The organism is Dactylosporangium fulvum (assembly GCF_025137375.1).
Classification (GTDB): domain Bacteria; phylum Actinomycetota; class Actinomycetes; order Mycobacteriales; family Micromonosporaceae; genus Dactylosporangium; species Dactylosporangium fulvum.
Genome location: NZ_CP073720.1, coordinates 6,717,500 through 6,731,504 on the forward strand (window position 1 = coordinate 6,717,500; position 14,005 = coordinate 6,731,504).

At 71.3% G+C, this 14,005-nt stretch carries 11 protein-coding genes and 2 riboswitches; of the genes, 1 reads left to right on the forward strand and 10 read right to left on the reverse strand.

Annotation, left to right across the window (positions count from 1 at the left end; translation table 11 throughout):
- Window positions 1-25: 25 nt before the first annotated feature.
- From Dfulv_RS30960 to Dfulv_RS31000, 9 genes are all read right to left on the reverse strand, one after another.
- A complete protein-coding gene (locus tag Dfulv_RS30960) occupies window positions 26-799 on the reverse strand; it encodes an ABC transporter ATP-binding protein (RefSeq protein ID WP_259857331.1) in 774 nt (257 codons plus the stop codon).
- On the reverse strand, window positions 796-1,860 hold the full coding sequence (locus tag Dfulv_RS30965) for a FecCD family ABC transporter permease (protein ID WP_259857332.1): 1,065 nt from the start codon (window positions 1,858-1,860) through the stop codon (window positions 796-798). The genes Dfulv_RS30960 and Dfulv_RS30965 overlap by 4 nt, the downstream gene beginning before the upstream one ends.
- Before the next feature lie 4 nt (window positions 1,861-1,864).
- Window positions 1,865-2,893 (reverse strand): FecCD family ABC transporter permease, encoded by a 1,029-nt coding sequence (locus Dfulv_RS30970; protein ID WP_259857333.1) that lies wholly within the window; start codon window positions 2,891-2,893, stop codon window positions 1,865-1,867.
- 10 nt (window positions 2,894-2,903) lie between these two features.
- Window positions 2,904-3,917: an ABC transporter substrate-binding protein gene (locus Dfulv_RS30975; RefSeq protein ID WP_259857334.1), complete on the reverse strand. Its 1,014-nt coding sequence runs from the start codon at window positions 3,915-3,917 to the stop codon at window positions 2,904-2,906.
- A 317-nt stretch (window positions 3,918-4,234) separates the two neighbouring features.
- Window positions 4,235-4,858: a lipoyl(octanoyl) transferase LipB gene (gene lipB, locus Dfulv_RS30980; RefSeq protein ID WP_259857335.1), complete on the reverse strand. Its 624-nt coding sequence runs from the start codon at window positions 4,856-4,858 to the stop codon at window positions 4,235-4,237.
- An 81-nt stretch (window positions 4,859-4,939) separates the two neighbouring features.
- Window positions 4,940-5,638: a C39 family peptidase gene (locus Dfulv_RS30985; RefSeq protein ID WP_259857336.1), complete on the reverse strand. Its 699-nt coding sequence runs from the start codon at window positions 5,636-5,638 to the stop codon at window positions 4,940-4,942.
- A gap of 452 nt (window positions 5,639-6,090) precedes the next feature.
- Window positions 6,091-6,231, reverse strand: a riboswitch (cyclic di-AMP (ydaO/yuaA leader).
- Window positions 6,232-6,396: 165 nt separating this feature from the next.
- A complete protein-coding gene (locus Dfulv_RS30990; protein WP_259857337.1) occupies window positions 6,397-7,188 on the reverse strand; it encodes a hypothetical protein in 792 nt (263 codons plus the stop codon).
- 335 nt (window positions 7,189-7,523) lie between these two features.
- Window positions 7,524-7,667, reverse strand: a riboswitch (cyclic di-AMP (ydaO/yuaA leader).
- 234 nt (window positions 7,668-7,901) lie between these two features.
- Window positions 7,902-8,543, reverse strand: coding sequence for a DUF305 domain-containing protein (locus Dfulv_RS30995; RefSeq protein ID WP_259857338.1), 642 nt, complete (start codon window positions 8,541-8,543; stop codon window positions 7,902-7,904).
- A gap of 86 nt (window positions 8,544-8,629) precedes the next feature.
- Window positions 8,630-9,097 carry a DUF6153 family protein gene (locus tag Dfulv_RS31000; protein WP_259857339.1) on the reverse strand — a complete coding sequence of 156 codons (468 nt, stop codon included), beginning with the start codon at window positions 9,095-9,097 and terminating at the stop codon, window positions 8,630-8,632.
- Window positions 9,098-9,190: 93 nt separating this feature from the next.
- On the opposite strand from Dfulv_RS31000, the gene Dfulv_RS31005 reads away from it, so the two are divergent.
- Entirely contained in the window at window positions 9,191-11,350 is a 2,160-nt protein-coding gene (locus tag Dfulv_RS31005; RefSeq protein WP_259857340.1) for a copper-translocating P-type ATPase, read from the forward strand.
- Window positions 11,351-11,403: 53 nt separating this feature from the next.
- Here the strand turns inward: Dfulv_RS31005 and Dfulv_RS31010 are convergent, their stop codons facing one another.
- On the reverse strand, window positions 11,404-13,971 hold the full coding sequence (locus Dfulv_RS31010) for a chitinase C-terminal domain-containing protein (protein WP_259857341.1): 2,568 nt from the start codon (window positions 13,969-13,971) through the stop codon (window positions 11,404-11,406).
- Window positions 13,972-14,005: the final 34 nt, after the last annotated feature.

Genomic DNA, 14,005 nt, shown 5'->3' on the forward strand with positions numbered 1-14,005 from the left:
GGCCGTGCCGCCGAAACGCCCCGGCTCAGGCCGGGACGATGATCGGTGTCCCGGCGATCGGATCGGGCACGACGACGCAGGCGAGGCCGAAGACCTTCTCGATGAGCTCGGCGGTGACCACGTCCGCCGGTGCGCCTTCGGCGACGATGCTGCCGTCGGCCATCGCGACGACGTGGTCACAGAAGCGGCAGGCGAGGTTGAGGTCGTGCATGACGATCACGATCGTCTTGCCGGACCCGGCGTTGAGCTTGCGCAGCAGCCGCAGCAGCTCGACCTGGTGGTTGATGTCCAGGTAGGTCGTGGGCTCGTCGAGCAGGAGCAGGTCGGTGTCCTGGGCGAGTGCCATGGCCACCCAGACGCGTTGCCGCTGGCCGCCGGAGAGCTGCCGCAGCGGGCGGTTGACCAGGTCGGCCGTGCCGGTGGCGTCCAGGGCCCGGGCGACCGCGTCGTCGTCGGTGTCGCTCCACCGCCGGAACCAGCCCTGGTGCGGGTACCGGCCCCGGGAGACGAGGTCGGCGACGGTGATGCCGTCGGGCGCGACGGGCGTCTGGGGCAACAGCCCGAGCACCTTGGCGACCTCGAGGGTGCTGAGCTCGGCCAGGCGCCTGCCGTCGAGGTACACGGCACCGCCGCGGGGGCTCAGCAGCCGCGCCAGCCCGCGCAGCAGGGTGGACTTGCCGCAGGCGTTGGCGCCGACGATCGCGGTCACCTTGCCGTCCAGGACGGTGACGTCGAGGTTGTTCACGACCGTCCGGTCGTCGTACCCGAGGGTGAGGCCCTCAGCGCGCAGTCGGGTCATCCGCCCGCTCCTTGCCGGTTCGTGGTGGCGAGCAGCCACAGGAGGTACGGCGCGCCGACTGCGCCGGTCACCACCCCGGTGGGCAACGGTGTCGGCAGCAGGTGCACGGCGACGAGGTCGGCGGTGAGCAGCAGCGCGGCGCCCACCAGCGCGGCGGCGACGATCCCGCCGGTGGCCGGGCCGAGCAGCCGGTTGGCGATCGGGCCGGCCACGAGCGCGACGAACACGATGGGACCGGCCGCGGCGACGGCGAGGGCGACCAGCGCCACGGCGGTGGCGAGGAGACCGGCACGGCTGAGTTCGGTGCGCGAGCCGAGCGCGCGGGCGGTGTCGTCGCCCAGTTCCAGGGCGCGGAGCGAGCGCTGGAGCAGGACCGCGACCGGCAGGAGGACGGCGAGGGCGACCAGCAGGAGCCGCAGCTCCTGGGCGCTCGCCTGCCCGACCGACCCGGTCAGCCAGTGCATCGCCTGCCGGGCCTCGAAGAGCTGCGCCCGGCTCAGCACGTAGCCGATGAGGCCGTCGAAGAAGACCGCGACGCCGATACCGATGAGGATGAAGCGGTAGCCGCTCACCCCGTCCCGCCAGGCGAGCACGTACATCAGTACCGCCGCGACGACCGCCCCGCCGAGCGCGAAGGCGCTGACGGCCAGCCCGCCGATCTGCAGGACCACGATCCCGGTGACGGCGGCGAGCCCGGCACCGGAGGTGATCCCGACGAAGTCGGGCGAGGCGAGGGGGTTTCGCAGGAGCTGCTGGAAGATCGTCCCGGAGGCGCCGAGGGCCAGGCCGACGGCCAGGCCGGACGTCGCCGTCGGCAGCCGCAGCTCACGGACGACGAAGTCGACGCCGGGGTTGTCGGTGAGGTGCAGCACCGAGGCGATGACCTCGCCCGCGCCGAGCCGGAAGCTGCCCACCATCATGGTGAGCACGAACAGCGCGGCGACGGCGGCGGCCAGGCTCCAGGTGACCGTCAGCGAACGGGTGGCGCGACGCCGCCGGGTGGCGCGTAGCGCCTGGGCCGTCGCGGTCGGCGGGGCATCGGTCGGCTTCACGGTTGTCATCCGCTCACGCCTCCGACAGCCGGCCGTACCGGACGATACCGATGAACGCCGGCGCGCCGAGCACGCCGAGGACCACACCGACCTGCAGCTCGTCGGGCGCGGCCACCACCCTGCCGAGGACGTCGGCCAGCAGCAGGACGATCGGCGCGAGCAGCATGGAGTACGGCAGGATCCAGCGGTAGTCGGGACCGCAGATGAACCGGGCGAGGTGCGGCACGACGAGACCGACGAAGACGATCGGCCCGCAGGCGGCCGTGGCCGCGCCCGCGAGGAGGGCGACCACGCCGAACGCCGCGGCGCGGGTGCGGGTGACCCGCTGGCCGAGCCCGCGCGCGACGTCCTCACCGAGGGCGAGCCCGTTGAGGGCACGCCCGAACCCGAGCGAGGCGAGCAGTCCGACGATCAGGAACGGCGCGACCCCGGTCAGGATCGGGGTGTACCGCCCGGCGAGCGACCCGACCTGCCAGAACCGCAGCTCGTTGAGCGCGTTGACGTTGGTCATCACGATGCCGGTGGTCACCGAGGTCAGGCCGGCGGTGACGGCCGCGCCCGCGAGCGCGAGCTTGATCGGGGTGGCACCCTCCCGGCCGAGCGACGCGATCATGTAGACGAGGACGGTCGCCAGGATCGCGCCGGCGAACGCGAACCAGATGTACACGTCGACGCCGCGCAGGCCGAGCACGGTGATGGCGAAGACCACGAAGACGGCCGCCCCGGCGTTGATGCCCATGATGCCGGCGTCCGCGAGAGGGTTGCGGGTGACACCCTGAAGGATCGCGCCGGCCACACCGAGGGCCGCGCCGACGAGGATGCCGAGCAACGTCCGCGGGACACGCAGCTCCAGCGTCACCGTGCTGGTGATGGATCCGTCGTTGTCGAGGCTGCTCAGGGCGCGCAGCACCTCGGCCAGGCCGATGTCTCGGGAGCCCAGTGTCACGCTGAGGAAGGCGACCAGGGCGAGCAGGGCGCACAGCACGGCGAGGCCCGGCCCGAGGGTGGCGCCTCGCCGTACGGTGTGCGTCGGACGTGTCATCGGGTGCGGGTCAGTCGCCGATGTTGGGGTCGGCGGCCTTGACGGCCTCGGTCAGCTTGTCCAGTTCCGTCGCGTAGTGTCCGTAGGTGTGCAGCCAGTACGCGGGCCACGCGGCGACCGTGCCGGCCTTGGCCGCCTTGATCTTGAACCAGGTCGGCTGCTTCTGGCCCCATTCGGCGTTCGCCGTGGGCTTGTAGCTGCGGCCGTCCCACAGGATCAGGTCGGGCTGGTACTTGTCGGCGTTCTCCCAGCTGAGGTTCTCCCAGTACGGGAAGGCCGGGTCCGGGCTGCCCGGGTTGATGACCTTGAGGCCCCAGCGCTGGAAGTCGAGCAGCTCCGGCGCGTACTCGGGGTTGGCGAAATAGAGCTTGTCGTCGCTGGGTGACATCGCGCCGACGGTGAGGCCCGGCTTGGCCGCGACCGCCTCCTTGAACTTCGCGAGGGACGCCTCGAAGCGCTTCTTGTTCGCCGCGATCTGCGGGTCGTCGACCTTCGCGCCGAGGCTCTCGGCGAGGTCCTCGTAACCCTCGGCCAGTTCGAGGATCGACTTGCCCTGGGCGACCCCCACGACGGGGGCCAGCTCGGCGAGCTTCTTGCTCTTCTCGTCGACGCCTTCCTCGAGGCCGCTGTGCGCCTTCTCGGCGGGCCACCAGTCGGCGACGATCAGGTCCGGCCGCAGCGAGGCGGCCTTCTCCACGTCGATCTTGCCCCACTCCTCGCCGAGGATCGTGATGCCGGTCAGGTCGAGGTCCTTGAGGTTGGAGTCGGTCTTGACCGACTCGTCGGCGTAGATGCCGACCGGTTTGATGCCGAAGGACATCAGGGCGGCCGCCTCGCCGGCGTGGGCGATGATCCGCGTGGGGACCTTGTCCGCCGTGACGACCTTGCCGGATCCGTCGGTGAACTTCCAGGGACCGGAGGCACTGCCCGTACTGCCCGTACTGCCGGGAGAGTCCTCCGAGCCGCATCCGGCGAGCACGACGCTCAGGGCCGCGACGGCGAGGAGTGGACGCCATGCACGCATGGTGAGGATTCCGTTCTTGTGTGGAGTGGGGCCTCCGAGATCAAGTTAGGCAAGGCTAAGCAAAGTAACGGGCTTTTGGCTAGTACGGGGTCCACAGAGGTTCATCACAAGCCCGCCGGGTATGCCTTGACAGCCTGGTAGTTGTGGTCCTTCACGTTCACGGCGAACCGACGCGCCCGTGGTGAAGTCGCCCTGGCCCTCGGCCAGCACCGGGTCGCCGCCGAACAGGCTGCCGCCACACGTGCCCGATGCCACGGTTCGGCACGGGCTCACCCCGACTGAACCGACGTTGTTCGTGACACGTCACATCGTGCGGTTCATGCCCCCAGGTGCCGCGCCACCGCGTCGCGGACGTCCGACTCGGCCGGGGTCGGCACGCCGGCCGCCTCCGCCAGACGGCGCAACGACGTCATCGTCACGCCGTCGAGGCGGCAGGCGGTGAAGCGGTCGTACACGTCCAGGTCGGAGTCGATGTTGAGCGCGAAGCCGTGACTGGTGACGCTGCCCCGGATGCGCATGCCGATCGACGCCAGCTTGTGGTGCTCGGGAGTCCACACGCCGACGAGGGAGGATTCGCCCTTCGGGGTTTCCCGCCGTACCGCGGCGAATCCGAGCTCGGCGAGCGCTGCGATCAGCCCGAGCTCGAGCCAGCGCACCACGTCGCCGGGGCCGCGTTCCCGCAGGTTCATGACGAGGTAGCCGACCAGTTGGCCGGGACCGTGGTAGGTCGCGTGGCCGCCCCGGTCGACCTCGACCGTCTGCAACGACCCGTCCTGCGGCAGGTCCCCGGGCGGCGTGTGCCGGCCGTAGGTGACCACCGGCGGATGGCTGAGCAGGAAGAGCCGGTCCGGTGCGGTCCCGGCCTGCCGCTCGGCGACCCAGCCGCGCATCGCCTCGATCGCTTCCGTGTAGCCGACCTCGCCGAGATCCACACGCACCATGCCCGCCACGCCTCCATCCTGCCCCCACGCGGGCCCGCCGGTCCCGAGACGCGCGCCACATCGGCGCCGGCGGCAGGATGCTCAGGCCGAGTAGCCCCGCGCCGCCACCCAGTTGGCCATGGTGCCGGTCGGCATCCAGTACGTGCGCGGGCCGAACATGCCTGACGGGTCGGCGATCTGGACGGTGCGGCCGTTGTCGCGGTATCCGACGATCGTGATGTAGTGACCGCCGGGGAACTCGTGCCAGACACCCACGGCGTCCCGCGCGCCGCCGACGATGTTGGCGACGACCGCGCGCCCGCTGCCGAGTGCGCGGACGACGTCCTGCTGGAGCTGCTCGGCTTCCGCGGCGGTTGCCTTCTGGCCCGGGATCATGCGGGTCTGGTACACGTCCTTGCCGAGCACGCTGTTGAGCGCCCGCGTGGTGTCGTTCGCCGAGTCGGTGCCGTTGACCGTGGTTCCGAGCTTCCTCGCGATCTCGTCCTGGGACATCGTGACACCGTTGGAGGTCAGTACGATCCGCGTGGATGCCGGGCCGCAGTAGTAGTAGTTCGGCTGGAACTGGAAGTCGTAGTCCACCACCTTCTCCGCCGGCGCGTTCGAGGCCGCGGCCGGCGGCGCCGGGCTCGACGGTGCCTCTTTCGCAGCACCGTCGCCGGCGACGATGGCAGCCTGCGCGAGGGCCGCTACGGCGCTGTCATGGGCGTTGGCCGGCCCCTGGGTCTGGTTCAGCAGCGCCGCGGTGGCCGCGGCCGCGGCGACCAGTGCGGCGGAGCCCATGAGGGCAGGGAACGCGCGACGCGGTGCGGCGTGTCGGAACTTCTTGCGGGCTGGGCGATGGTGCACGGTGGTACTCCTGAACAGGTGCCGTCTGACCGGCATGATTGAGCGAATGGTGACGTGGAGACGCGCCGGACAGCTGCGAAGCGGCCGGGGCGAGGACGCGGACGCGCTGCCACTCGGCAGCACCGAGCGGCTGGGCGTCGTGCGTCAATGGGCTGCGGCGCGGTGCGGCCGCACAACCCGGGCGCACCGGGCCGGCACCGTTCCGACGGCGTTGCCGCAGCATCGGACGGCCGGCCCAGCCGGTGCGTCAGTGTCGCAGGGGGCTGCCCCGATCGAAGTCGGTCGGGTGCTCCGGGACGTCCTTACGGGACGGTCATGTTCCGGCAGGGCGCCGTGCGCACAGGGGACAGGCGGGCGCGCCACGATTCCGGTCGAACATGCTGAGACTCTCCTTCCGATACCGCCTACCGGGTTAGCTGACGGATTCGGGCGGGAAGCTCGCCCTACCACGGACGGTGAGGCCCGTGGATTCACCCCGGAACTGCATGGTTCCCCGGCTCGTGTGCACGACTCGGCGGGTCTGCGCCGGCGCCGTCCTGTGACGGCAAACGACCAGCTCAGACGATGTGACACTACTGTTGCGATCCGGTCCTGCCAAGCCTGCGGGCGGATCCTGCGGCATTCCGCACGCACGACGGCCGCGATCGGACAGACGTTGCTACGCAACGCATCGAGCGAACTACTGTCCAGCGTCATACGACGGCGGCCACGATCTGCTCGGCGAGGGGCTGCCACTTGGCGTAGGCGTTCGGGAACGCGGACACCTGCACCGTCTGCGCCGCGACGGTGACGGCCATCCGCTCCCAGCCGGAGACCTTCACCAGCGCCGAGTAGAAGCGGCGCGCGGACTCGCGCGGATCCATCAGCTGGGCGACCGTTCCCCAGTTCGGCCGCTGCTGGAACAGGCCGACCGAGTCGTGGTCGTACCCGACACCCTCGTTGGGGCGGCGCAACGACTCCGAAAGGTTCGCGTTCGCGAGGTTGCGCAGATGGCTTTCCTGCAGGGCGGTGGCGATCGCCACCACGAACGCGCGCTGCGGCAGCTTCAACTGCTGGCCGACCTCGATGATGGCGACGGCGTTGTTCATCTCGGCCTGCGTAAGCCCGCCGACGGGCCGGTGGACGGTCGGTGACGCCTTCGGCGCAGCCGGCGGGGACGTCTGCGCCGGCGACGGCTTCGGCTGGGCGCTCGCCGACGCCGACGGTTGCCTGCTGGGCTGTTCCCGCCCGCGCTCGTCGCCGCGGGACACGCCGTTCCGGGCCGCCTCCGCCCGCTCCGCATCGCTCTCCAGCACCATCTCGGCCCGCGATACCGACCCGGCATCCGATCTGATGGACGAAGAGGACGGCATCAACGACGAGCCGAGCGCCGCGACCGCGACGACGGCCGCCGCGGAATACAGCCCGATCCTCGGGCGGGCCGCGTGGCGGCCACGACGGGACCGCCGCAGGTGGCGGGGGCCGTCGATCTCAGCGGCGGACATGCGGCGCCCCCGGGACCAAAACGGTGGTGATATGACGTGTGGGCAAGTGCTTCACGGGAAACCTCGACAGACATGCGGAGAACGCGACCGCCGGCAAGGCGGCAAGCGGCGGCCCTGCCGGCTGAACGGTGCCGGCAGGATGAAGAGAGACCGGCCCGACTGTCCAGAGAGGACAGACGAACGTGGGCCGTGGTCATTGTGGGGGCGAACGGCATCCGTGCCGGAACGGCTACCGGATCGGACTCCGCCCACGCGCCGCCGGCGCGGTGTGAACGCTCGGGCCGCAGGTCGAGGTGCGACGACTGGTGCGCCGCCATACGAGGGTCTGCACGCAATGCTCCTTCCGAGACCGCCTACCGGGTTAGCTGACGGATTCGGACGGGAAGATCGCCCTACCGCGGGGCACGAAGCCCCGTGGATTCACCCCAGTTGTGCTTGGTTCCCCGGCTCGTGCGAACACGACTCGACGGGTCCGCCGTGACGTCACCTCGAACGGCGACGGCAAGCCACAGCGAACGGCATGACCATAACGGATTGGTATACCTGCGTAAACCCCTGCATGAATCCGCCACCGAGCATGCCGCAGCCCGGCGATGCGCCCACTGCATCACCGGGTACTGGCAGGTCGGAACGCCGCCGCGCGGGTCCGGGCCGGAAGCCGCGCGTGGCGCCAGGACGGCCACCCGGACCGTCCTGGCGCCACGCTCAGCGGGTCACAGCTTGGCCAGCATGGCTTTCATCTCGGCAATCTCGGCGGTCTGACTGGTGGCGATGTCGGCGGCGAGCTTCTTCGCGGCCGGATCGGCCCCCTTTTCCTGCTCGGTCCTGGCCATCTCGACCGCTCCCTCATGATGCTTGATCATCATGGTGAGGAACATCTTGTCGAACGCGGTCCCGGACGCCGCGGCCAGCTGTTGCATCTCCTGCTGGCTCATCATGCCGGGCATCGAATGATCCATGCCGTGGTCCATGGCGCCGGCACTCGGGACCGGCTCGCCCCAGGCCTTCAGCCACCCGGACATGGTGGCGATCTCCGGCCCCTGCGCCTTGCTGATCCGCGCGGCGAGGTCCTTCACCGCCGGCGTTGCGGCCTTCGTCTCGGCGAGCTTTGCCATGTCGACGGCCTGCTGGTGGTGCGGGATCATGTCGGTGGCGAACTTGACGTCGGTGCCGTTGAAGGTGGCACCCGTTCTCGGCGCCGACGCGCTGGGCTGCCCGCCCATGTTGTGGTCCGCGCTGTTGCCGTTGCCGCTGTCGTGGCCACCGCAGGCAGCGGTGAACAGCGCCAGCGCGAGCGCGCCGCCGGCAGCGGCGACGCGGACGCGCCGGGCACGCGGATCGGTGATGGCTTTCATGACGACTCCTCGTGATCTGTGCGAGTTGAGGCGGACGAACGCGGGACGGCGCTCGCCCGATGGGCAACGTCGGATCAGGAGTCGGCTTACGTTCGCAGGACGGACAGCATCGCCAATGACGGTGGACCACAGCCGCTGCCACCGGCGGCTTCGGCAGCCGTCGTGGCCGGCAGCGCCGCGGTGACGTCCGCGGGCACGGCGCCCGACGGCTGCGGCGGCGGCGAGCCCAGCACCGGGCCACCGGGCGGCGGCGCCTGGCACATCGACCGGGCGTGGTCACCGCCGGGACAGTCACCGCCCGCGTGGCCGGTGGCCGCCCCGCAGTGTTCACCGTCGCGGGTCGCGGCCACGATCCACGCGCCGGTTCGCTCGCTCACGGCCACGGACGTGACATCCCGGTGCGGCTGGGCATGCGGTCCGGGGTGCGGCGGCGCGACGGCGGCCGTGTGCATCCACCCCACGGCGAGGGCCAGCAGGACGGCGATGACCGCGAACCAGCGAGCGGCGTGTCCACCGGCGTGCCGGGTGGCGAACCGCGCCATCACGACCATCATCTCCTATCCTTCGTCGGAGAACCATAGTGTCCGACACCACTCGGACGAACTATACCCCCTGGGGGTATAGTTCTCGGCGGAAGGGAGCCGAGCATGTCCGAGCACACCACCCACCACTCCCCTGGCCACGGCGGCCACGCGGGCGGTCACGGCAGCAGCGTGCACGCGCCGCACGGCGCACACCACCCGCCCGCTACCCCGACGGGCCCGGACGAACCACACGCCGGGCACGACAAGCACGCCGGGCACACCGGACACGACAAGCACGCCGGGCACGACCCGGAGGCGTTCCGGCGCAAGTTCTGGCTGTCGCTGGTGCTGACCGTGCCGGTCGTCGCGACGAGCCACATGGTCATGGACTGGTTCGGATACCGGCTGGACTTCCCCGGCATGGCCTGGGTCGGCCCGGTGCTCGGCACCGCCGTCTTCCTCTACGGCGGATGGCCGTTCCTGGCCGGGGCGGTCAGCGAGATCCGCGACCGGGCGCCCGGCATGATGCTGCTCATCGCCATGGCGATCACCGTGGCCTACACGGCGTCGCTGGCCACCAGCCTCGGGCTGTTCGACCTCGAGTTCTGGTGGGAGCTCGCCGCCCTGGTCACCATCATGCTGCTGGGCCACTGGCAGGAGATGAAGGCGATCGGCCAGGCCAGCGGCGCGCTCGCGGCGCTCGCGGCGCTGCTGCCCGACGACGCCGAGCGCCTCGACGCCGGCGGGACACCCCAGCGGGTGACGCTGGCCGACCTCCGCGTCGGCGACACGGTCCTGGTCCGCGCCGGCGGCCGCGTGCCGGCCGACGGACGGATCGTCGGTGGCGCAGCGGAACTCGACGAGTCGATGGTGACCGGCGAGTCACGGCCGGTCGCCCGCACCGTCGGCGACCGGGTGGTGGCCGGGACGGTCGCCACCGACTCGGCGCTGCGGGTGCGGGTCGAGGCCGTCGGCGACGACACCGCCCTGGCGGGCATCCAGCGCCTCGTCAGCGACGCGCAGCGGTCGCGGGGCCGGGCCCAGGTCCTCGCCGACCGGTTCGCCGCCTGGCTGTTCTACGTCGCCGTCGGCACCGGCCTGGTCACCTTCGCCGCGTGGTGGGTCCTCGGCGACCCGCAGGAGTCGGTCGTCCGGACCGTCACCGTGCTCGTCATCGCGTGCCCGCACGCGCTCGGCCTGGCCATCCCGCTCGTCATCGCACTGTCCACGGCGGTGTCCGCGAAGGCCGGGATCCTGGTCAAGGACCGGCTCGCGCTGGAGCGGATGCGCACCGTCGACGCCGTGCTGTTCGACAAGACCGGCACCCTGACCAAGGGCGCGCACACCGTCACCGCCACGGCGGCCACCACCGGCACCGACTCCGATGAGGCGTTGCGGATCGCCGGAGCGGTCGAGTCCGACAGCGAACACCCGCTCGCCCGGGCGCTGGTCGCGGCGGCGGACCGCACCGGCGGCCCGGCCCTGCGGGCGGCCGGGTTCCGGGCGCTGCCCGGCCGCGGGGTCCACGCCACCGTCGACGGTGCCGACTACGCCGTGGGCGGACCCGCACTGCTGCGGGAACTGCGGGCGACGGTCCCGGACGATCTCGTCGCGGCCACCGCGGCCTGGGCCGGCCGCGGCGCGGCCGTGCTGCACCTGGTCCGGCTGACCGGCGCCCCTGCCGTCGTCGCGGCCTTCGCGCTCGAGGACGAGGTCCGCCCCGAGGCCCGGCAGGCGATCGCCGACCTGCGCGCCGAGGGCGTCGGCAAGATCGTCATGATCACGGGCGACGCCCGCCAGGTCGCCGACGCGGTGGCGGCCGACCTCGGGCTGCGCCCCGGCGTCGACGAGGTCTTCGCCGAGGTGCTGCCGGTGGACAAGGACCGCACCGTCGCCGCACTGCAGGAGCGGGGCCTTCGGGTCGCGATGGTCGGCGACGGCGTCAACGACGCGCCCGCCCTCGCCCGCGCCGACGTGGGCATCGCCATCGGCGCCGGCACCGACGTCGCCATCGAGTCGGCCGGGGTCGTCCTCGCCTCGTCCGACCCGCGCGGCGTCACCGGCGTGATCCGGCTGTCCCGGGCCGGCTACCGCAAGATGGTCCAGAATCTGGCCTGGGCCGCCGGCTACAACGTCGTGGCCCTGCCGCTCGCCGCCGGGGTCCTCGCCTGGGCCGGGGTGACGCTCAGCCCCGCCGTCGGCGCCGTGCTCATGTCCGCCTCGACCATCGTCGTCGCGCTCAACGCACAGCTGCTGCGCCGGGTGCGGCTGACCCCGCACTGAGCCGACCGCCGGACGCCCTCGTCGAGGGCGTCCGGCGGCCTGATCGCTACCGGTCAGCAGGCGCCCTGGTCCTCCCAGACGCCCCACTGGCCGGTCGTCGTCGGGTTCTCACCCTGGGTCCACCACTTCGCCCGGTACTTGCGGCCGCCGTGCTGGACGACCGTGTTGCCGCTGTAGGCGGTGCTCGCGTTCCACACGGGCAGCGACGCGCAACCGGTGCCGGTCGAGACGCTGGGGGACGCCGACGCCGACGCGGAACGGCTGGGCGACGCGGACACCGAGGCCGACGGGGACGTGCCGGAGCAGGCGCCCTGGTCAACCCAGACGGCGTTGGTACCGGGCGTGTCGCCCTGCGTCCACCACTGGGCCCGCCACGTGCGGCCGTTGTACGACACCAGGTTTCCGCCGGTGTACGCGGTGGACGCCGCCCACGCCGGTGCCGTGCAGACCCCGGTCGACGTGGAGCCGGACGGCGACACGGTCGGCGAGAGCGTCGGCGCGACGCCGCCGCGGGCGTGGTCGGCCGCGAGGGCATAGGTCTGGCCGCCGAACGTCAGCGTGAAGTTGGACGGGCCGGAGATGGGCAGCTGGTAGTTGAGCGTGACCTCGGCGTACGAGCCGGCCGCGATCGCGGTCGGGACCGTCAGCCGGACGCGGTGGAAGTCGCCCTTGAGGCCGCCGACGTTACTGCCGGTGTGACCGGTCGAGACGACCGTCAGCGCCCAGCCGGACTGCTGTCCGAGCGTGCCGGGGGTGGTGGTCGGGTAGTCGAACTCGAGCTGGGCACCGGCCGGAATCGGCGCGCCGGAGTTGTTGACCAGGCGCAGCTCCGGGTTGATCGGGTAGTTGTTGTCGCCGAGCGCGAAACCGCCCACCTGGACGCCGACGTTGAGCGTCTGGGCCGGCATGGTGATGTTCGCCTTGCGGGCGCCGTACGGGGCGGCCGCCTTGAACTTGTCGTAAAGGACGTTCGTGAGCGTGTTGCCCATGAAGTACTCGCCGCGCGTGGCGTCCCACGCGTAGTCGCCGGCGAGCTCCCAGATCATGACGCCGCCGATGCCCTTGTTCACGACGTAGTCGGCCTTGACCCCGAGCGACTGGTCGTCCTCCGTGGACAGGAAGACCTGCTTCTGCGCGTTCCACAGCCAGGGCGCGACGAGGGCGCTGGAGTAGTTGCGGGCGTACGTGCCGGTGACGCGGTCCTCGGGGTCGGTCGCCGGGGTCAGCCCGTACGCCTCGAGGTAGCTGCCCGTGCGGCCGTCCTGCAGGTTCTTCGCGTGCCACATCGGGTTGGCGCCGGCAGGCACCTCGGCGTTGAGCTCGACGTCGTGCCAGAGGTTGTCGATGCCGACCGCGCCGTTGCCGCACGGCGTGGTGGAGCCGATCGCGCCGCCGGTGCCGGCCGGGCACTTCGTCTGGTCGGGCAGGGCCGCGCGCCCCCACAGGCCGTTGGTGCCGCCGGTGACACCGCGCCAGCCGCGGGTGTAGTACGGCACGCCGATGTTGATCCGGCCGGACTGCATCGCGCCGCGGAAGTAGTGGTAGGCCCAGTCGGTGTTGAGGTAGCCGATGTTCTGGTACGCCCCGTAGACGCCGCCCTGTGCGAGCTCCGCGTCGTCGCCGTTGTCGTACAGCGCCGCGTTCGGCCCGACGAAGTGGTTCCAGGAGCCGTGCAGGTCGTACGACATGATGTTGACGTAGTCGAGGTACTGCAGCGCCTGGTACGCCTCGAGACCGCGCAGCAGCCAGCCGGACGCGGGCGCGGCGACGGTCACCATGTAGTACTTGCCGTCCGCGGCGGCGGCCGCGTCGAGCTTCTCCCGCAGCGTCTTCATGAGCACGTGGTACGACGCGTTCAGCCCGGCCCGCTTGGCGTCGGCCTGGGCGAAGTCGAGCGGGTTGCCGGCCTTGTTGTTCGACGTCGGGTACTCGTAGTCGATGTCGACGCCGTCGAACCCGTACGTGCGCAGGAACGTCACGACGGAGTCGGCGAACGCGCTGATCCCGGCGACGTTCACACTGTTGTCGGCGTTTGTGGTCATGCGGTAGAAACCGCCCGAGTCGACCCGGTTGCCGTCGTCGCCGAAGTAGCCGCCGGTCTCGGCCCAGCCGCCGACGCTCACGAGGGTCTTGACGTTCGGGTGCTGCTTCTTGAACTTGTTCAGCAGGTTGAAGTGCCCGGTGTACGAGTACGCCGGGTCCATCTCCGCGCCGGTGACGCCGGGCCAGGTCATGTTCGTCGAGGCGTTGTTCGCGGCGGTGGGTGTGCCCACCGAGATCCTGTTCCCCGCGTCGACGTGCGCGAACGCGTAGTTGATGTGGGTGATCCGGTCCCACGGGATCTGGTTGACCAGGTAGGCCGGGGCGCCGTTCTTGCCGGTCCGCCAGTTGGTGAAGTAACCGATGATCCGGCGGCCGTGGTCGGCGCCGAGGGTCTCACGGCCGTTCGTGTCGTAGACGTCGCAGTACGGGACCGCCACGCCGGGCGTCTGGTAGAGCCCGTCCGGGCGGCAGGCCGCGTGGTCCACCTCCGCATTGGCGGTGGCCACGAAGAACGCCGCGGATCCGGCCAGCAGGGCAGCCGTCGCGGCGGACAAGAGGTGCAGGGCGCGTCGTCGCATAGAACCCTCCGCCAATGGTAAATAAAGTTAACAG

Excerpts from the sequence above, each read along its gene's own strand:
- Dfulv_RS30985 (WP_259857336.1), bottom strand. The coding sequence starts at position 5,638 with ATGGGCTCCGCCGCACTGGTCGCCGCGGCCGCGGCCACCGCGGCGCTG.
- Dfulv_RS30970 (WP_259857333.1), bottom strand. The coding sequence starts at position 2,893 with ATGACACGTCCGACGCACACCGTACGGCGAGGCGCCACCCTCGGGCCG.
- Dfulv_RS31010 (WP_259857341.1), bottom strand. The coding sequence starts at position 13,971 with ATGCGACGACGCGCCCTGCACCTCTTGTCCGCCGCGACGGCTGCCCTG.
- lipB (WP_259857335.1), bottom strand. The coding sequence starts at position 4,858 with ATGGTGCGTGTGGATCTCGGCGAGGTCGGCTACACGGAAGCGATCGAG.
- Dfulv_RS30995 (WP_259857338.1), bottom strand. The coding sequence starts at position 8,543 with ATGAAAGCCATCACCGATCCGCGTGCCCGGCGCGTCCGCGTCGCCGCT.
- Dfulv_RS31000 (WP_259857339.1), bottom strand. The coding sequence starts at position 9,097 with ATGATGGTCGTGATGGCGCGGTTCGCCACCCGGCACGCCGGTGGACAC.
- Dfulv_RS31005 (WP_259857340.1), top strand. The coding sequence starts at position 9,191 with ATGTCCGAGCACACCACCCACCACTCCCCTGGCCACGGCGGCCACGCG.
- Dfulv_RS30975 (WP_259857334.1), bottom strand. The coding sequence starts at position 3,917 with ATGCGTGCATGGCGTCCACTCCTCGCCGTCGCGGCCCTGAGCGTCGTG.
- Dfulv_RS30990 (WP_259857337.1), bottom strand. The coding sequence starts at position 7,188 with ATGTCCGCCGCTGAGATCGACGGCCCCCGCCACCTGCGGCGGTCCCGT.
- Dfulv_RS30965 (WP_259857332.1), bottom strand. The coding sequence starts at position 1,860 with ATGACAACCGTGAAGCCGACCGATGCCCCGCCGACCGCGACGGCCCAG.
- Dfulv_RS30960 (WP_259857331.1), bottom strand. The coding sequence starts at position 799 with ATGACCCGACTGCGCGCTGAGGGCCTCACCCTCGGGTACGACGACCGG.